Raw genomic sequence first — 20,184 nt, 5'->3', positions numbered from 1 at the left:
AAATGGGAGTGGGGATTTTGAGATATTCGATGCTGAGTTGCTGGCAATGGTTTTCTCAAAAATATCGGCCTTTTCAAGATTGTGCGGCTGCGAATTGTGGTGGAAATGTCTTTGTGTATCAACGGATTGTGTGCTTTCTTCGATCCGTTGATTGACGTGCGGGATGACTTTTTGGAAAAAAGTTGGGTATTGTGAAAATAGTTAAATAGGATTTGTCTTATATTTGTGGAATTTTTGCGGGTTGTGTTCGAATTGAATTGGTTTCTTGTGCTTTGTGGTTTACCGTTCAGGATTCGGCGTGGTATTTTTCTGCCCCGTGAATCTGGAATGAAGATTTCGAATTTCCGATTCAGTCGTTCGCAAATGTCTGTGCCGGGGTTGACACGGGCTGAGCGGACGAAAGTGCGTCCATGACCGTAGATGCGCATTGCGGCATCTTCAAGCAGCATCCGTAGATAAGGAGAACGAATTGGATAGCTTTCAGCGCGAGATCCCGAAGAGCCGGGTTTCGATCACGTTGGACCTGCACACCGGCGGTGCGCAGAAGAAAGTCGAGCTGCCCCTGAAGCTGCTCGTCGCAGGCGACTTCAGCGCCGGCCGCGAACAAGCGCCGCTGGCCGAGCGGAAGAAGGTCAATATCGACAAGAACAACTTCGACGCGGTACTTGCCGACTATGCGCCGGACCTGAAGATCGCAGCGGACAACACACTGGCGGCGGACGGCTCCGAGTTGCCCGTCAACCTGTCGTTCCGCTCGATCAAGGACTTCGAACCGGAGCAGGTCGCCCGCCAGATTCCCGAGCTGCAGGCGCTGCTGGCGATGCGCAACCTGCTGCGCGACCTGAAATCGAACCTGCTCGACAACGGCACGTTCCGCCGCGAGTTCGAGAAGGTGCTGAAGGACAAGCGACTGTCCGACAAGCTGCGCGGCGAGTTGTCGCAGATCGCCACCGCGGCGACTCAGCCGGAAGGGCATGCGTGAGCGGAGCCGGGCCAAGCGCACCTTCACCGCATTCCGAAAACAGGTTGCGATTCGATCGCAGACAGGACACGAGATGAAATCCACTGAAACGCAACAGACCGGCGCGACCGAGACCGTCGTGCTCGACCCCCCGCACGGGGACATCGACAGCGTGTATGCATCGCTGTGCAGCAAGATCAACCTGAAGCCCGTCAGCGAGGCGCGTCCGCTCGAGGCGTTCCGCGACAACGACATGCTGTCGGAGGTTTCCGCCGACGAGCGGATCGCGCGCGGGATGGGCGCATTCCTCGAGCTCGTCGCCGGCGCAAGCCAGCCGGTCGACCGGCTCGACAAGTCGTTGCTCGACTTCCATATCGGCCAGATCGACCGGCAGATCGGCCGCCAGCTCGACGCCGTGATGCACACGCCGGAGTTCCAAACGCTCGAAGCGCGTTGGCGCGGCCTGAAGATGCTGGTAAGCCGCACCGATTTCCGCAAGAACGCGAAGATCGAGGTGCTGGATGTGTCGAAGGATGCGCTGCAGCGCGACTTCGAGGACACGCCGGAGCTGATCCAGAGCGGGTTGTACCGCCTGACGTACATCGAGGAGTACGACACGCCGGGCGGTCAGCCGATCAGCGCGATGATCAGCGATTTTGAATTCAACAACTCGCCGATGGATGTGGCGCTGCTGCGCAATGTCTCGAAGGTCGCCGCTGCCGCACACATGCCGTTCATCGGCTCGGTGGGCCCGGCGTTCTTCGGCAAGCAGTCGATGGAAGAGGTCGCCGCGATTCAGGACATCGGCAATTACTTCGATCGCGCCGAGTACATCAAGTGGAAGAGCTTCCGCGATACCGACGATGCGCGTTACGTGGGCCTGACGATGCCGCGCGTGCTCGGCCGCCTGCCGTACGGCAAGGATACGGCGCCGGTGCGGGCGTTCAACTACGAGGAAGCCGTCAAGGGCCCCGATCACGACAAGTACCTGTGGATGAATGCGTCGTTCGCGTTCGCGGCGAACATGGTGCGCAGCTTCGTGAGCAACGGCTGGTGCGTGCAGATTCGCGGGCCGCAGGCGGGCGGCAAGGTCGAGGACCTGCCGGTTCACCTGTATGACCTCGGCACCGGCTATCAGCCGAAGATCCCGACCGAAGTCCTGATCCCGGAAACGCGCGAGTTCGAGTTCGCGAATCTGGGCTTCATCCCGCTGTCGTTCTACAAGAACCACGACTTCGCATGCTTCTTCTCGGCGAACTCGTCGCAGAAGCCTGCGCTGTACGAGACCAAGGAAGCGACTGCGAACAGCCGCATCAACGCGCGCCTGCCGTACATCTTCCTGCTGTCGCGCATCGCGCACTACCTGAAGCTGATTCAGCGGGAAAACATCGGCACGACCAAGGACCGTCGTCTGCTCGAGCTCGAGCTGAACAACTGGATCAAGGGGCTCGTGACCGAGATGAAGGATCCGGGCGACGAGCTGCAGGCGTCGCATCCGCTGCGCGAGGCCAAGGTGACCGTCGAGGACATCGAGGACAACCCGGGCTTCTTCCGCATCAAGCTGTTCATCGTGCCGCACTTCCAGGTGGAAGGGATGGATATCGGGCTGTCGCTCGTTTCGCAGATGCCGAAGGCCAAGAGCTGATTTGCGGTTTTCCGCATGAGCCGCCGGGGCGACGATGGTCGCCCCGGCGGTACATTGCGCTCGCGCACCCGAGAGGATTTCATGTCGATGATATTGCCGTCGCAGGCTTATGAATTGAAACTGGCGCCCCACCCGGCGCCGTTCTCGATCCTGAATTTCACCGGGCTCGATCAGGTCAGCCAGCTGTACAGGTACGAGATCGAATTCACAAGCCCGGTGGCCGGCATTCCGATGGATCAGGTGCTTGGGCGGCCGGCTAAATTCATCGCCGATCCGATTGATCCGAACATGGACTATCTGAGGAAGATGTTCGGGGCGAACGCGGCGCAGTTCAGCAAGAAGCCGCCCGCGTATACGGTTCACGGAATCATCACGAAGTTCGACGAGTTCGAAACGTCGGCTGACGAGACGCGCTATCGGGTTGTGCTGGAGCCGACGCTGGTGGATCTCGATCGCGGTGTGACCAGCCGGTTGTTTCAGAAGCAGTCGGTCGAGGAGATCGTTACCGATACGCTGCGGCACTTCGGCTACCGCGCGGGCGTCGACTTCGTGTTTCAGTTGCGCGGGGAGTACAAGCGGCGCGAGTACGTGACGCAGTATCACGAGACGACGTTTGCGTTCATCCGGCGCATTTGCGCGGAAGAGGGGATCTGGTTTCGCTGGGAGCAGAAGAAGGATCGCGCGGTGGTCGTGTTCGGTGATGATCTGGATGCCTATGCGCGCAAGCAGCGCGCGGTTCCGCATCGCCGTGATTCGGGGCTCGAGAGTGTTGGGGCGGATGCGATCAAGACACTTCGGCGGGAAACGCAGCGTGTGCCGGAGTCGGTGCGGCTGCATGACTATAACCATCGGCAGGCAGGTGTTTCGCTACTGGTCGAGGAAAACGCTGCCCGCGACGACAAGACGACCAACGCTGTCGATTACCGATGGGGTGAGCATTACGAGACGCCGGAAGAGGGCGGGCGTGTTGCACGTTTGAGGCATGAGGCGCATTTGGCGAGCCAGATAACGTACAAAGGCACCGGCAACCCGTTCTGGCTCGAAGCCGGGGAGGTGATGCGGGTCGAGCCGAAGCCGGCCGACGCGAAGCATGGGATTTTCATTACGTCGGTGGAATCGAAGGGCGGGCGTAGCGATTCATATTGGGTTTCGTTCGAGGGGATTCCATCCGATCGCGTGTGGCGCACGCAGATGGCGTCGATTCGGCGTCCGGCGATCGATGGCATTTTGCCGGCGCGGATCACGTCGCCCGGCGATTACAAGTATGCGTATCTGACCGAACAGGGCTGGTATGTGATCAAGCTGCCGTTCGACCTGGACGAGTGGAGTCCCGGCGGCACCAGCAGGCCGGTGCGGTTCGCGAAACCGTATAGCGGCGACAACTACGGTCACCACTTCCCGCTGATCGACGGCGCGGAGGTAGCGCTTATCCATACGGGGGGTGATCCGAATCGACCGGTGATCATCGGGGCCATGCACGACAGCTCGCATCCCGATCTCGTCAACAACCTCAATCACACTCGCAATCTCATCCGCACTGCTGGGCAGAACGAAATGCGGATGGAAGACAAGGAGGGTGTCGAGCATATTCACCTGACTACGCCGCATCAAGTCAGCGAGCTCAATCTCGGGCACATGGTCGACGGCGATCGCAAGGAGCGCGGGCACGGCGCGGAATTGCGCACAGACGGGCCGGCGGCTGTTCGGGGAGCAAAGGGGGTACTGGTCACCGCCGAAGGACAACCAGGTGCCGCGGGCCAGCAACTCGCCATGCAGGATGCCGACATGACGCTCGAGCAGGCTGAACAAATCCTGCATGCACTCAATGACTCGGCGAAGGCTGCGAACGCGCTTCAGGCTGACATCGATCAACAGCGGGCGCTGATCCAGCAAAAGCTCAAGCGGCTCCAGAAGCCCGTTATCGTCGCGACTGCGCCCGATGGCGTCGGGTTCGCGAGTGGCCAGCAGATGCAGTTTGCCGCCCGCAGACAGATGTTCATTACGGCTGGCGATGGACTCGACATCGGTGTCATGAAGCGCATCGCGGTCGCGGCCGGCGACGCGATTTCGTTTTTTGCGGCGCGACTTGGGATCCGGATATTCGCCGCGAAGGGTAAGGTTCAAGTCCAGGCGCAATCCGACGTCATGGAACTGATGTCAATGCAGAACATGACAGTCAGTTCTTCCGATAGCGAAGTAATTATCACGGGCCGCAAAGGCGTCACGATCGGCGACGGGGCCGGCGCCTACATCAAGCTCTCGGGCGGCAAGATCGTTCTCGGCAGTCCCGCCGGAGAAATCGAGTTCAAGGGCAATCTGAAAGTCAACGATCCGGACGGCGGCAGCTTCAAATTCCCGACATGGTCCAAGGCGCCGCTCGACGACGTGAAGGGCGCAGTGACCTTCGGATTCTCTGAATAGCGCTCAACCATGACAAGCCAACCTTCTTCGCGGCAAGCGCCTGAGCCGGCCCTGGCCAAGCTGAAGCCACTGCCTTTCGCGTTTCCGTTCCTTCGAAAGAGGCGGGGCCAGTCCGAGGCCTCCGCGCAGTTCACCGACGAGCACGAGATTTACCGGTTGCTGGCCAAACGCGAGCCTTCGGGCTCATATCTCGTCAGCCGAAAGGGAATGTGGCACGGCGGAATCCATGTCACGGAAGCCGGCGCGGGGCAGTCGCTGGATCTCGAAGCTGGACTGCGCTGCATCGCCGACGGCGTGGTGATCGCGTTTCGCGCCAACAAGACATACCCGATTAGCGAGATCGCTGCGACCGATGGCGGATCACCGATTCAGGCGCCGTATAGCACGGGCTTCGCGCTGGTGCGGCACACGATGGAGTTCCCGCGAGGCACGAAGCTGACCTTCTACAGCCTATACATGCACCTGATGTCCTGGGAGGACTACGCGAACTTCCCGCAGCGGAAGAAGCCGTCGTACTGGTCTCGGGAATGGCGCGTAACGCAGCATGCGCAGGATAAGCCCTCACCGGGTCGCAACGGGCAGATCCCCGATCCGTCGCAGCAGGGGCTGAGGGTCCGCAAGACTCCCAATGGTGCGCCCATCGGCATCCTGCCGCAGGGTGCGAGCATCCGAATCGGCAAGAGGAAAAAAGTACGCGGACGGGAATGGGGCGAGGTTACGGACCTGCTCGGCGCTTCGATGTACCCGCCTGTAACCGGCGGATACGTAGATCCGTCCTCTGACGTCGGCCGCTGGGTTTATCTGGGGCAAGAAAACGGCGGGCCGATGGTCGAGGAGGTCTTCCCGGACTCGATGTTCGACGGGGTAATCGTAACGACGGGCCAGACGCGCTTCCCGAGCAACTCGCAAGGAGATGGAGGCGGTATCCCGATCAAGTCCGGCGACCTGATCGGCCACCTCGGCCGCTATGACTCGCTGGACCAACGCACGTCCGGAACCCGGATGGCGCACATCGAGGTGTTTTGCGACGACGGCATCGAGTCGTTTATCGAGCAGGGGCGCGAATGGGTCGGTCAACACGGTCCGCACAAGGAGGACTGGGCGGCACTGGGCCTGCCATCCGAGTCGACGATCCTGCGGGTCGCGCCGGGCACGGTGCTGTATCAACGCACCCAGAATAATGAGTTCGTTCCGGGTACTGACCCACAGTCGAGAAAGACGGACGCCGTTCAGGTGTATTCGCTCGCCGAACTGGCGCGTGACCCGAATCGGCGGATTCCCGAGCCGCGCCCCAATCCCGATCCGGGATACCCGGTGAGCTGGTGGCACGTCGACGGCGTGAATGCACAAGGTCAACTGATCGACGGCTGGGTGTGCGATTTCAACTTCGCTGGGGGGCGGGTGACGCGAGAATTCGCGCAGAAGTGGATCGACTTCGAGTGCCTGGCGGATGACCATGATCCGGCACATACGATCTTTGCGACAACCCAGAAGTGGGGGGATTATGCGAGGGGCGCTGATATTGCTGACCTTGCTGCGCGTTCGAATCTCAGCCCGTTGATGCTCAAGGTGTATGACGCCCTGTTCACGACAGGTGATGGCGCGCAGGCGACTGTTGAATTATGCACGTTGTCGCAGACTGAGCGAGGAGGCTATCCCTGGCTCATGCAGGCTGCCTCACGCCTGATTGTGAAGCACGAGAGCGAGTGGGCGAATCCGTCGAAATGGAATCAATTGATCGTCGAACTGGAAAAGAAAACGGAGCCAAACCCGCAGCATGGGGAAGAGCGGAAGCGGATCGAGATGCTGGCGTGGTGGGATGAGGTGAAGGCTGGTGTGCCGGGTTTTCCGGGGCCGAAGGTTTTTCATTTCAATCCTATCGGGATGGTTGGCAATTTTCGTGGAAGCAAATTCCAATTCACTCTGAAAATGATGAAGAGACTATTTCCCATGGCGCGCGTGGAAGATCTTCAAGACTTGGTCGACGAGTTTAATGCGCGCATTGAACTGTACAAATTAGATTCGTCTCTGAGAAGAGCGCACTTCTTTGCGCAGGTAAAGCAAGAGACAGGCTCATCTCTAACCTTGGAGGAAGGGTTTGTTTGGAAGGCGAGCTCGCTGATTGATAATTTCTCGTACTTTAAGAAAAATCGAAAAAAGGCTGTAGCTCATGGTTACGAAAAGACGAGGCCAATTAAGGCAGATGGCACTCGAATGATGCAAGAGGATTTTGAGGAAATCGCGAACGGCGCGTATGGCGGACGCGCTGAGTTGGGCAATGGGGATTATGAAAGTGGCGATGGATGGAGGTACCGAGGAAGAGGCATGAAGCACCTTACAGGGCGTGCCAATTATAGGGAGTTTACAAACTGGAACAAGAGTCACGAAAACGATTGGCCAGATGACGTTGAAAACTTCGAGGAAAATCCCGATCTTTTGCTGCAGCCCAAGTACGCGGCGAGGTCGGCGGCCTATTTTTGGGTAACGCGTCGCCTTCCTGATATCGCTGACCAAGGCGCAACCGCAAATCAAGTGAATGCGATTACCGCCATTGTTAATCGTAATACTGATAGCTACGCGGCGCGTGTTGCAAATTTTGAGGAAATATATAATAGAGGTGATTTTAATTGAAAAATATTAAATTTTTTAAGGTGCCGCGCCTGGTAATTCCGGTAACTGCAGCCAGCATTTGGGGTGGTGTGTATGCGGCCGAGGCGACGTTATGTCAGTCACATGAGGAGATATATTTTAGCTGTTTGGTTGGCGAAAATATAATATCTCTGTGCGCTTCTGGAAATATATCGCCAAAAAACGGATATGTTCAATACCGCTTTGGTGCATCCGATCGCGTTGAGCTTGAATTTCCCAGTAAGCCTTATCCCCCCCAAAGCAGATTTCTGATTAGCGATGTTTCCGAGGGAGGAGTGAAATATACGCACGTAAAGTTCAGATCGGGGAGGTACGACTATGTGATCTACCAAGGTTTTCCTAGCGGATTGTACATAAAGAATGGTGGGAGGCTTGTTTCAAATCTAATATGTGAGCCAGGTGATTATCAACAGCTGAGTTCGCGAGCATATCGCGGAATGCGAACAGTTCTGCCGGTTGATGGAATCGACAATTGATAAGATTGTGCATTGTTGGCGATTTAGGTGTGGTGTGCTTGAGATTGAAGGGAAAGTGAAGAGGTGAGTTGGTGGTTTCGTTCGCGACATTGGTGGTGCGATGAGTCCCGTATTTTATGATATTCACGAGAGAAGGCGCCAAATGAAAATTTTGTGGAAATTCATGAATGGGTGGTCTCAAGTGAAGTGGAATATATTGATGTGGATGATTTTTCCGATTTAAATTTATGTGGCGACTGTTCTCGCGCATGCGCAAGGCGTGAGTTTTGTTTCTGCGCAAGTTGGCGCGGTTCATGTTGTTTTGAGTAATTGGGTTGTCGACCGTATCGGCAGAGTTGGTAATTTAAATGTGGGATGCAAGAAACTTGCTGGCTGATGGTTGGGGCGAGAAATTTCCATCATATTCAATGAGGATTTTTCTTCGGGGTGTATTGATGATTAAAAATTATATTTTCCTGATGATCGTTATTGTAAGTAGTTCTGTGTGTGCGAGGAGCACATGTACTGACCTTCAAGGGAGGCAGAGTTACCCGTCATTGAATATAAAGGGTGGAGCGGTTTGCTTCATTCGGGATTCTATATTGGATGGCAAGACCGGAATGCCGGTTGGTCTTGATGGAATTTTTTTATATTATGTTGCGAACGGAAGTGTTCCAGTGAAAGCAGAAGGGCGAGGGCTGCTTTATGATGATACGCCGGGTGAAATCATGGACGCCTTTTCATTGATGGTTGGCCGCGATCGCCGCGAAAAAGTCTTTGTAATCCATTCGTTCGAGGTGAGAAATTCTCTCGTTGAGCCACACTCGTCTGGTAAATTTTACTCGGTTTCTGTTTTTGAACCTATTGGAAATATCTTGCGTCAGGATGAGCGATCTACCGATTGGTTCGGGGTAGGTTACGGCTGGTTATCAGTTGGACGGAAGATAGTTTGGAAATTCCCCTATCAGTCGAGAAAAGATGTTCGGCAGGCGATAGACTCTCCCTTTGCTTTGTTGATGAATGGTATTAACAGTATTCCTGTCAAGGTGAAGTCAAAAACTTATCTATTTGATGAATCTAGTATTAGGGGGAGGACGAAGAAATACTTGATTGAAGGGGATCGGGCGGTGGTTAAGGAGGTTGCGGCTGGATGGTGCAAAATTAATTACTCTGGAGGCGCAAAGCCCATAGAGATGTGGTTGATGTGCAGTGCGCTTGATGTTGAGGCGAAAGTAAGGGCGGTGAATTAGTATTTTTTGTGTGCGAAACTATCAGAGGGTATCCGTCGCTGATCGTCGAGTAGAGCGCTCATCTAACTGCCAACGATTCGACGTAGCTCGAAAATTCAAGATGTTGGCTCAATCGCATAAACGATCTATTCGCTAAGATGCTGTGGGACTTCAAATGATTCGTAGATCCATATTTTTGTTATTGGTGGTGCTATCTGCCTGCGTTCAGGCCCAGGTAAGTGTGTCGGGTGAATCAAGCGTTTTAGAGTATACCAATCGCGGACACGACGACTACCGATCGCTTCGCTTTAAGCGCCCAGATGGCACGATGTTTACCCCTTTCGATGAGGGATTGAGATTTTACGACCCCGGCACGAACTGCTGAAGGAGATCTGGCTGATTCTAGCGGCGTGTCGGTGCATTCCGAGTATTTGTGTGCCTTCGTACGTATGAAGGACGGTTGCGTTGTGCATGTGGCGCAAGATGCAGTCTGTGGCGGAGAGTGGCGCCCGCCTCACCAGTGGTCCGACAACATTGAGCCGATTTTCGATAATCCACCTAATGCAGCCGACATCTATGCCGCTTATTCATCGAAACGCAAAAAGCGGATACCAAACTTCACATCCACCAATACTATTATATCTGGCGGAAGGCGCCACATTTGACAATCTGCTTGCGTGCGATCCACCAAGTGCAGGTAACAGAAGTGCTTATTCGAAAATACTTGTCAAATTACAGATGGATGGAGGCACCGAAAATGCCGCCAAGCTGAAGAAGATCCTGACTAGCGACTAGAGTGGCACATCTATCCACGTAGCGCCGGTTGAGTCGGGTGTCTGGGGGGGCATGCCGTGATTTCAAAGAAGGCATATCTATATGAAATTCCAGAGAAATCGTCAGTTGCTAGAGCCTGCCTTTGGAAGAAATAGATCTCGGTGATTTTCCTGATTAATTGTTCAAGTATTTGGCGTCGGCTCTTTAACTAAACCTTTTTACGTTCAAGTGACGACGAAGGTGCATTAAAGACGCTTGGTAGAAACTTGATGCAACAAACCCCTTTAACGTAGACAAGCAATGAAAAATCTCGCATATGAAGGCGACGCAACAAGCCACGGCGGCAAGATCCTGACCGGCTCGGATCGCATCAAGGTAAAGGGTCGCCGGGCCGCACGCGTCGGCGACAAGGTCTCGTGTCCGATCCACGGCGACAACGAGATTGTCGAAGGCAGCGACAGGATGAAGGATGGCACCACGCCGCTCTCTTGCGACGGCGATCACACACGGTGTGGGGCGGTCCTCATTGCCTCGTCCAGCGGAGCACAGGTTCGGTAAGCGATGCCTGTCGATTTCAATCGCGTGCCGCCTCGGGTGGAGGTGCCGCCACCGCCTCAGGTGTCGATGATCGTCTGGACGGTCCTGCTGGTACTCGTAACGGGCGCGGGGGCAGGTCTGACGATCATGCTCTGGCCAACGGGGCACCCGACGAACGCCCTGTGGTTCTGGCTCTGCGTCGCAGGTTACCCGTTCATGGCATGGACACTTCTGCTGTGCTCCTGGCTCGGTTATGGCTATGCGCGTCGTAATCAGGCGATTGCGACTAACTGCGTCAGCGACGAGGCAGAGCAGGCGTGTCATGCAATGGCGAGCAGACCGCTGGCGATTTTGGGCCATGCCTGGTGCTTCGCTGCGAATGATTCGGAAAACTCGCTCGAAGGAATACTGAAAGGAACCGAACTGGCCAGACTGCGGCCGAGCGGCGCAGTCGCGGATAGCGAAGTCAATGCGCGTTGGCTCGACATCCCCGAGATGCGCTTTCATCCGGGTAACGAACTCGCCGAACATGCCCGCCATCATGCCGTGTGTACGTGGCTGCTCGAACGCTTGATCGACCGTCTCCTGCCGCAGCTCAATACTCTTCCGCCGCGAACGACGCTTCAGGTCGAGCTTCATCATCGGTCGAGGCTGAAATCCGAGGCTGTCGAGACCCGGCTACGGGACGTGCTTGCTCAACGAGTGCCGGTGTTGAAGGCGAACGTCGTGCCGGGTGAGCACACGATTCCGCTCTTTCGAACGGACGCGTGGCTCGACAATCGAGACGTCGATACGGTCCACCTGCTAGTCGCCGTTGAGCTTCGGGATGCAATCAGCGCCGTCCTGTCTGGTGGCGTTGCAGAGGCGGGTGTCGCCCTGCTCGTTGGGAGCCCGCGCCTTACATCACCGGCCATGCCCGGTGGGCTACGGCTGCATCGTCCTGCCAAAGGCACGCTCGATGCTGCTGCCCGGACGATCGAGCTTGCCGCCCGTTGGGGACAATCCTCGTGCGACCGTCTGCGCACGGTGTGGGCGCATGGCTTGACCAGTGACAGCGTGAGCACAGTTCGGCAAGTTGCTTCATTTCCTGACGAGACGCGATGGATCGCGCTCGAAACGTCAGTGGGCGACTGTTCGGGCACTGGGCCGTGGTTGGCTGTGGCCCTTGCCGCAGAAAGTGCCCGGGCAACGGGCGACGCGCAAATAGTCCTGTGTGGCGAAGGTAAAGAACTGATCGCCCTCGTATGCAGAAAACAGACATGAACGACAACAAGAACGACAACCAGACTAGACCGGCCGGCCTCTTCATTGGCGTCGCGGCCGTCATCGTCTTCCTTGCACTCGGTATCGCGGTATGGGTGGAGGGGCCTCGTTACGAGTGGTCTCGCGACACCCGGATCATCATCGAGCTTTCCCTGTTTTCGGCCTTGCTGGTACTGCTCTTGCTGGTGAAGCACTTCGAGCTTGTGCTGCTTTGGATTGCCTCGCTGAGAGCTTCCCGTTGGTTTGCCAGTTACGATGCCGGCAAGCGCGCCGCGTCCAATCTGGATGAACCGGCGGGACAGGTTGATCACGCCACGGCGCTGCGCAACGTCCTGCAGGATCGCCACGGCTGGCGCTGGCGCTATCGCGAGCGATGGGTGCTGATCGCCGGCGACGAACCGCTCGTCAAACGTCTGGCGCCCGGCCTCGCCGACGCCGGCTACGCGATTACCGGCGACGCGGTTCTCCTGCATGCGAAGCAAACGAGCAGCACACTCGATACGGAATGGCTCGATCAGATCCGGCGTCTGCGCCGCCGCCGCCCGATCGACGCGATCGTAGCAGTGACGCGCAATCGTAGTTCGGGCAAACCATCGTTTGATTCCGACGGTCTCGCGGAAAGGCTCGCCCGTCACGCGCGCGCGCTGCGTTGGGCTGCGCCTGCCTATCTGCTCAATGTGACGGATTTCGGAGGCGAATCCTCGGGTGCGGACGAAGCCACCGGTTTCACCTGGTCGAACGTGCAGGTGAACGCCGACGACATCGACAAGTCGCTGCAAGCGCTCCACGGCAACCTCGCCGACGCGGGCGTCGTACGCCTCGTCAACAATGCTCGTGACCGCTATCCCGCCGAACTGTCGCAGCATATTGCGAATCTCCGCGGCGCGCTTTCGGATCTCGTGCTGCAAACCACTCAGTCCCGCATCTGGAAACACGCGGTCCACGGTCTCCTGTTCGCCCCTTTGTTCAAGGAGCGGGAATTGGCGCCGCCTTCGTCCGGCGAGACGAGCGACGACGATACGCCTCTCGCCCCTCAACACCGCACGATCTGGCAAACCGTCGCCGAGCACAGCCGCAAGGTTCGCGGGCGCCGCATTGGCTTTTCACTGTCGACCACGGCCGCATGGGCAACCACCGCCCTGATCGGCTGCTGGATGGCCGGCACGATGCTGTCTGGATTCGTGAACCGCGGAACGATCGAAAGCGCGGCTGACACGGTCGCAACACTATCCGCCGTGCAGGACCGCACGCAAGCGATGCAAGCGCTCGACGGCCTCGACCGGCAGATCGACACGCTGGAAATCCACCGGCGCGACGGCGCACCGTGGGCGTCACGTTTCGGCCTGAACCGCGATGACGCTCTGCTCGACGCGCTATGGCCTGGCTATGCCATAGCCGCGAACCGCATCCTCATTACGCCAATCCGCGAAAAGCTCGAACAACGCCTGCATCAGCTCGCGTCGCTGTCGGACGCCGAAATCGCCAGTGGCGGCAACGCGCAGGTACAGGCCGCCTACGACACGCTCAAGGCCTACATGATGCTCGCAAAGCCCGAGCGCGCCGTGGCCGCCTTCCTGATGCCGCAGCTCGCGGCGACGGCCACGCCTGCGCGTTCGACCAACTCACCTTTGTCGTCAGGCGCTTGGGACGACCTTCGCCAGCACACGATCGCATTCTTCGCAAACCATCTGGCCCAAGGTAAGTTGCCCGCAATTGCCCCGGATCTCGGACTCGTTGCATCAACGCGCCAGACGGTCATCGGTGTGCGCGGCATCCAGAACTCGACCGACGCGGTTTACCAGCAAATCCTCGACGAAGCGACGCCGAAGTATCCACCCGTGTCGCTCGCCACCCTGCTGGGCGATACGACCAGCCGAGGCCTGTTCACAACGACGGTGACCGTTCCGGGTGTTTTCACGCGCGCAGCATGGGACGAACGGATCTCGAAGGCGATCGATGAAGCGAGCGGGCAGCACAGCGTGGCCGCCGACTGGGTGCTGTCAGATGCGAAAACCGGCAATCAGGCGCCGTCGACGCTAAAGGCTGAACTTCGTCAACGCTACTTCGACGATTACGCGCGAGCCTGGGCGCAGTTCCTCAATAGCTTGCGCTGGCAACAGGCGCCCACGCTGTCGGCCACGGCCGACCAGTTGACACTGCTGGGCGACTCGCAACGCTCGCCGCTTGTCGCGCTGATGAATGCGATCGCTTACCAGGCGGGAACAGGCGCCACCACGCAGTCTTTGTCGGACACCCTGATCAGCAAGGCGCAACAGCTCGTCGGCACCGACGAAAAGGATCCGTCTAAGCAGGCTCAGCCGCAGCTTGTGCCGCTGGCGGCCGCCTTCGGCCCAATCCTGCGCTTGATCGGCAGCGACGTGGCTTCCAGCACGCCTGCCACCGGCAAGGCCGCCGCGCAGTTCGCCGCGACAGGCGACCTGAGCCTCGCGCGCTACCTCGAGCGGGTCACGGCCATGCGTCTCAAGGCGTCGCAGATCGTCTCCCATGCCGATCCGGATGCGATGGCGCGACTGGCCGCACAGTCGGTGCTGCAGGGCAAGACGTCCGATATCGCCGACAGCCGCGACTATGCGAGCCGCGTGGCCGCGAGCCTCGGCGAGCAATGGTCGGGCTTCGGCGAGTTGTTCCGCGCGCCGTTCGATCAAGCTTGGCAGGTTGTCGTGCGACCGGCCGCATCGAGCCTGAACGAAATCTGGCGCACCGCGATCGCGGCCGACTGGAACAGGACGTTCGCCGGCCGGTATCCGTTTGCTGACTCCGACAACGATGCATCGCTGCCCGAAATGGCGCGCTTCATGCGGCCTGACAATGGCGTGATCACGCAATTCGTGACGACTCAGCTCGCCGGCGTCATCGAACGGCAAGGCGATCGATGGGTCGTCGCGCAGGGCGCCAACCAAGGCGCGCTGACGATCGATCCGGCCTTCCTGAATGGACTGAACAAGCTTACGCGCATCTCGACCGTGCTGTTTCCGGCCGGCGACGCGCGCGTGCGTTACGAGTTGCAGGCCGTGCAGACACCGGGGGTCACCGACATGAAGCTCGTGCTGTCCGGACGCGAACTGCACTATTTCAACCAGAAGCAAGCGTGGGTGCCGTTCGAGTGGCCGGGCCAGTCGCTCGAAAACTTGTCGCATATCGAGTGGCGGACGGAGCAAGGTGGCCTGCGTACCGCGCTCGATTCGCAGGGCCGGTTCGGACTGATCCGGCTGCTGGAGCGCGCGAAGGTGGCGCAGCAGGATAACGCCCGCTATCTGCTGACCTGGACGCCGGACACGAGTCAGGGGATTCCACTCAAGGTCCAACTGCGCAGCGAAGCGGGGGGCGGCCCTCTCGACGTGCTCCAGTTGCGCAACTTTGCGCTGCCTGCGCAGGTGTTCGTGACGGCTGCGGCAAACGGTGGTCCCAAGGTATCGGCGATCAATCCGCCGCCGCTGCCGCCATCGGCGATCGCGTCGGCACAACATGCAGCGGTGCCGTTGCCGTCGGGCCTTCCTGACGGACTGGCGGTATCGGACAACGTGCGGTCGGCTGCTGCGGCAAAGACAACCGATCAACCAACCGTGCGCGGTATTGCTGCGGATGCTCCGTCATTCATGAAGGCGCAGCCAAGAGCAACTTCAGCGATGACGACAACATCTGCGTCGGCAGAGCCCTTGTCCACGCCGTTCGGACACGCGTTGCGGTTGTTTGGCGACGTATTCGTCTATTGAGGCTTCCCATGACGCTTGCAAATTTCGTTAAAACGCTCGTTGGCGGGAATCGCGATGATTCGCTCGGACAACCACGGTTCGACGCGTGGGATGCGTGGCTGCAACCATTCGCGGGCGACTCCGGCGTCGGTCGCGACCCCGGCTACGAGGACGCGTTCTTCGAGCTGCGGGATGAAACGCAAAAGCTCTCCGGCATCGATGACGGACTGATCGTCCGATCCTGCGAGCAACTGATGAAGGAAACCGGAAAGGATCTGCGACTGGCCGGCTACTTTGCATTCGCCCGGCTGCGGCAGGATGGTCCGGCCGGCTTCGCGGATGCACTCGAACTGGCGGCCGCGCTCGTCGACCGATTCGGCGAGGCCGTACTGCCTGTGCGTGCCGAAGCGAAGAAGGGCGCGATCGAGATGCTGGCGACGGCGCGCATGCTCGATCTGCTCGACAGCCGCGGGGCATTCGCGCCGGCCGATCTCGAGCGGGCGCTCGCCGCGCTCGACGTGCTGTCGACCGGCACGGCCGCCTGGTCTGAAGCTGCGCGCCCGAACCTGCAGCCACTCGTCTCACGGTTCGAGCACAACGACGAATCCTCACGCAACACGGCTTCCGAGCCGCTGACGTCGTCTACTGCAACACCGCACCACGTTTCGTCGAGCACAATCGCGTCCACACGCGACCTGCTCGATCAGGCGCGCAGGATGGCGGTGTGGTTACGCGATCAGGACAACGGCTATCTGCCCTCGGTTCGACTCGTGCGCAGCATCCGCTGGGACACGCTGCACGAGGTTCCGCCGGCGGATGTCGCGTCCCGTACGCGTCTGGTGCCGCCGCGTAGCGAGCTGCGCCAGCAGATGAAGCGACTCGTGCTGCAGAAGCAGTGGCATGAACTGCTCGAACGCGTCGAAGGCGCATTCATGGAGGGCGTGAATCACCTCTGGTTCGACCTGCAGTACTTCCAGCACATCGCGCTCGACCACGTCGGCGCGCCGTACAACACATGGCGCGAGCTGCTGCGCGCGGATTTCGCGCTGTTCCTCGAACGGTTGCCGGGTATCGAGCGGCTGGCATTCAATGACGGCACGCCGTTCGCCGACGATACAACGCTCGAATGGATCGCGCGGCATGCTGTCGTGCGAGACCTGGAAGCCGGCGAGGCCGTTGCGCCTCTGCCGGTATCGGCCGGCGGCGAAGGCGATGCAGCCTGCGATTGGCCGGAAATCGAGGCGCAGGCGCGCGAGCTGGCTGCGCGCGATGGCATCGAGGCTGCTTTCGGGTGGCTTGAAGTGCTGCCGGGCATGAGGACCGATCGTCATCTCTATCTGCAACGGCTCGTGATGGCGCGCCTCGCCGACCATGCCGACCGTCCGGATACGGCGCTCGCGCTGCTTGCCGAGCTCGATGGGGCATCCCGGTCGCTGCCGCTGATGCGCTGGGAGCCGGCGCTGGTGTTCGAGGTCAAGCACCAGCTTGTCCGGGCGTTGAAAGCAACGATCAACCGAAAGGACGCCGACAAACCGGCGCTTGCACGCCGCATCGGTGAATTGCAGGCGGAAATGACCGTGCTCGATCCGGCACGCGCGCTGACTCTTTCGTAACGGTATCCCATGGAACACAACGATCCCATCCTGCGCTACTACGAAGCGGAAATGCGCTATTTGCGCGAGTCCGGCAAGGAATTCGCGAAAGCACACCCCGACCGGGCGCGCTTGCTCAATCTCGACCGCGTCGGTGATCGCGATCCCTACGTGGAGCGGCTATTCGAAGGTTTTGCGTTCCTGACTGGCCGACTCCGGCAGAAGCTCGACGACGAACTGCCGGAGCTCACAGAGGGCCTCGTGAGCCTTTTGTGGCCGCACTATCTTCGAATGATTCCGTCGCTGTCGATCGTCGAGCTGATTCCGCCCGCGGAAAAACTGCAGAAGACCGAAATAGTGCCGGCCGGTGTGCCCGTACGTTCGACGCCGATCAACGTGCCATCTCCGACGAGCGCCGAAGGCACGACGCCGCGGGCGATCCAGTGCCAGTACCGAACCACGCAAGCCGTCGCATTGCAACCGATCGTGATCACCCATGCCGGGCCGACCGTGCGCCACGACGGCCGCTCGGTGATCCGGCTCGGTTTCGCGCTTGAAGGATCGGCGCTTCGCAAGGAAACGGACCTGTCGCGGCTGCGCGTGCACCTGAGCGCGGATCTGCCGACTGCGTTCGCCATGCACCTCGCGCTCACGCGGCAGATCGACGCGATCCACTGGCGCATTCCGGAAGTCCGCGATGGTGAAGCGGTGCCGCTTGCCGGCGTCACGATCGAACCGGCCGGCTTCTCGACCGAAGAGCGGTTGTGGCCGAAGGCCGATGCCGCATTCTCGGGTTATCAGCTGCTGCTCGAGTACTTCACGTTCCGCGAGAAATTCCTGTTCGTCGACCTGTGCGGTCTGGACATCACGAAATTGCCAGAAAGCGCGACCCGCTTCGAACTGGAGATCGTGCTGAAGCAGGCCTGGCCATCCGATCAACGTTTCAATGCGGAGAACGTGCGGCTGTTCTGCAGCCCCGTGATCAACCTGTTCGAACTGGATGCCGAACCGATCGAGATCGATCATCACGAAACCGAGTATCGCGTGGTGCCGGCCGGTCATCAGGGCGAGCATGTCGAAACCTATTCGGTCGACGCGATCGCAACGTTCGACCACGACACGGCCGAGCGGTATGAATACGTGCCGTTCGCGGCGTTCCGGCATCGCGGCGGCATGTTGCGGCACGAAGCGCCGGAGCGCTATTTCCATACGCGCGTGCGGCCGGGCGTGTCCGGACTGCACGAAACGTGGGTGGTCCTCGGTGGTCACGCGTGGGAATCCATGGATACGCTGCCAGAGGAAAGCCTGTCGCTGCGCGTGACGGGCACCAACGGGATGTTGCCGCGCAAGGGATTGCGCGAGGCGAGTCTCGATGAAATTGCGGTCAGCACGCAGAACGTCGCCGGCGTGCGCAATCTCGTCTCGCCGACACTGCCGCTGTATCCGCCGACGGAAGACCGTTTCCAGTGGCGTGTGTTGTCGCACCTGGCGCCGAATTTCCTGTCGATGATGAACGCGGAAGTGCTGCGTGGCGCGTTGGCGCTCTATGACTGGACGAATGATGAGCTGAACCGTCGGCGTCTCGCCGGATTGCTTCGGGTATCGCAGGCACTGATCGAAGAAGTGTCGGGCGGCTCGGTCGAGCGGGGCGTGCTGATCGAGGTCACGCTCGACAGTCATGCGTTCGCGGGCGAGGGCGACGTGATGCTGTTCGGCGAACTGCTGCATCGCTTTTTCGCGCTGTACGCCGAAATCAACCTGTTCACGAAGTTCGCGGTCGTCATTCTGCCGACGCAGGCACGGATCGAATGGCCGCGCAGCAAGGCGCAGCGGGATCCGCTGTGAGGCCGCTCGAACTGTCGCATCTCGATCCGCTGGTGGCGTCGCTGCTGGCGCGTGCGCCGCGCATGAACTTCATGCAGCTATGCCGGCTGCTCGAGGTTCGCGTGTCCGATCGGCCGGTGTTCGGCACGCAGAACACCGTCGAGCGCGAACCAGTGCGCTTCCGGCCGCGGCCGCGCCTGGGCTTTCCGGCAAGCGAGGTTGCGTCGGTCGAATTCGACGACGAATGGCCCGATGCTCGGCCGACCGTGCGCACGACCTTCATGGGGCTGTACGGTGTCGACGCGGCGATGCCGTCGCACATGATCGACGAGATCGTGCAGCGCGAGGAAGGGCACGAGGCCGTCGAAGCGTTTCTCGATCAATTCAATCATCGGTTCGTCACACTGCTGTACCGCGCGTGGAAGAAGTACCGCTACCCCGAGAGCTTCCGGCCAGGCGCTACCGATGCGCACTCGCGCTGCCTGCTGTCTCTGGCCGGGTTCGGTTGGGGCGACAAGCCGAAGCGGGCCGGTCTGCCCGATTCGCGGATGCTGGCGCTGCTTGGGCTATTGATCCAGCGGACCCGTACGCCGGAAGGGTTGGCAGGCGTGGTGGCGCTGGCCGTTCCGCGCGTCGGCGTTCGGGTCGACGAGTTCTGGCCGGTCGTGACGTCGACGGGGCGGCAACGACCGCTCGAGTCAGTCGCCAGCATCGTGGCGGCGAAGGAGGATGGCGAGCGCAAGGGGCTAGGTGGCGGCTACGTGCTGGGCAAACGGATGACATACCGGAGCCGGGCGGTTCGCGTGACGCTGCAGCCCGCAGATGCGCAACAGGCCCGGGGCCTGTTGCCGGGTGCATTGCTGCATCGCGAGCTGATGGCCTTCATGCAGCTCTATGTAGGTGTCAAGGCCGACGTGCATCTGCGGATGGAGGTGTCTTCGCGACATGCGCCATTGCCAGTAATCGGCCCGACGCATGACGGCTCGGCGCCACGCCTCGGCTGGACCACCGTGTTGCCTGCCGATGAAGAGCGTCTGATCAATATCGCGCTTGGGATCTATCGAGCATTTCCTGTATCCGTACCGAATCCACATCTGACTCAACATGCCTGACCAGGGGAA

Annotated in this window: 11 protein-coding genes; all 11 read left to right on the top strand. The window is 59.5% G+C overall.

What is annotated here, in order from left to right:
- Positions 1-469 precede the first annotated feature (469 nt).
- The 11 genes from tssB to tssG all read left to right on the top strand — a co-directional run bounded on the left by tssB (position 470) and on the right by tssG (position 20,175).
- Positions 470-982: a type VI secretion system contractile sheath small subunit gene (gene tssB, locus ABFO07_RS26045; RefSeq protein ID WP_059996718.1), complete on the top strand. Its 513-nt coding sequence runs from the start codon at positions 470-472 to the stop codon at positions 980-982.
- A 73-nt stretch (positions 983-1,055) separates the two neighbouring features.
- Positions 1,056-2,606, top strand: a complete 1,551-nt coding sequence (tssC, locus tag ABFO07_RS26040; RefSeq protein WP_059884411.1) for a type VI secretion system contractile sheath large subunit — start codon at positions 1,056-1,058, stop codon at positions 2,604-2,606.
- 81 nt (positions 2,607-2,687) lie between these two features.
- Positions 2,688-5,027 carry a type VI secretion system Vgr family protein gene (locus tag ABFO07_RS26035; protein WP_347469690.1) on the top strand — a complete coding sequence of 780 codons (2,340 nt, stop codon included), beginning with the start codon at positions 2,688-2,690 and terminating at the stop codon, positions 5,025-5,027.
- 9 nt (positions 5,028-5,036) lie between these two features.
- On the top strand, positions 5,037-7,658 hold the full coding sequence (locus tag ABFO07_RS26030) for a glycoside hydrolase family 19 protein (RefSeq protein ID WP_347468804.1): 2,622 nt from the start codon (positions 5,037-5,039) through the stop codon (positions 7,656-7,658).
- An 841-nt stretch (positions 7,659-8,499) separates the two neighbouring features.
- A complete protein-coding gene (locus ABFO07_RS26025; protein WP_347468802.1) occupies positions 8,500-9,381 on the top strand; it encodes a hypothetical protein in 882 nt (293 codons plus the stop codon).
- A 1,053-nt stretch (positions 9,382-10,434) separates the two neighbouring features.
- Positions 10,435-10,692, top strand: coding sequence for a PAAR domain-containing protein (locus ABFO07_RS26020; RefSeq protein ID WP_059963087.1), 258 nt, complete (start codon positions 10,435-10,437; stop codon positions 10,690-10,692).
- A 3-nt stretch (positions 10,693-10,695) separates the two neighbouring features.
- Complete coding sequence (locus tag ABFO07_RS26015; protein WP_347468800.1) at positions 10,696-11,934, top strand: hypothetical protein; 1,239 nt, start codon at positions 10,696-10,698, stop codon at positions 11,932-11,934.
- A complete protein-coding gene (locus tag ABFO07_RS26010) occupies positions 11,931-15,668 on the top strand; it encodes an ImcF-related family protein (RefSeq protein WP_347468799.1) in 3,738 nt (1,245 codons plus the stop codon). The genes ABFO07_RS26015 and ABFO07_RS26010 overlap by 4 nt, the downstream gene beginning before the upstream one ends.
- An 8-nt stretch (positions 15,669-15,676) precedes the next feature.
- Positions 15,677-17,260: a type VI secretion system protein TssA gene (tssA, locus tag ABFO07_RS26005; protein WP_347468798.1), complete on the top strand. Its 1,584-nt coding sequence runs from the start codon at positions 15,677-15,679 to the stop codon at positions 17,258-17,260.
- Positions 17,261-17,269: 9 nt separating this feature from the next.
- Positions 17,270-19,084 carry a type VI secretion system baseplate subunit TssF gene (gene tssF, locus ABFO07_RS26000; RefSeq protein WP_347468796.1) on the top strand — a complete coding sequence of 605 codons (1,815 nt, stop codon included), beginning with the start codon at positions 17,270-17,272 and terminating at the stop codon, positions 19,082-19,084.
- The gene (gene tssG / locus ABFO07_RS25995; RefSeq protein WP_059565167.1) at positions 19,048-20,175 is read left to right on the top strand and encodes a type VI secretion system baseplate subunit TssG; all 1,128 of its coding nucleotides are present in this window, start codon (positions 19,048-19,050) and stop codon (positions 20,173-20,175) included. Before tssF ends, tssG begins: the two co-directional genes overlap by 37 nt.
- The last annotated feature ends 9 nt before the right edge of the window (positions 20,176-20,184 follow it).

The sequence above is a fragment of the Burkholderia stagnalis genome (genome assembly GCF_039848545.1).
Lineage (GTDB): Bacteria > Pseudomonadota > Gammaproteobacteria > Burkholderiales > Burkholderiaceae > Burkholderia > Burkholderia stagnalis.
The sequence above is the reverse complement of the archived record's forward strand: the minus strand, read 5'-3'. Positions and strand labels throughout refer to the sequence as shown.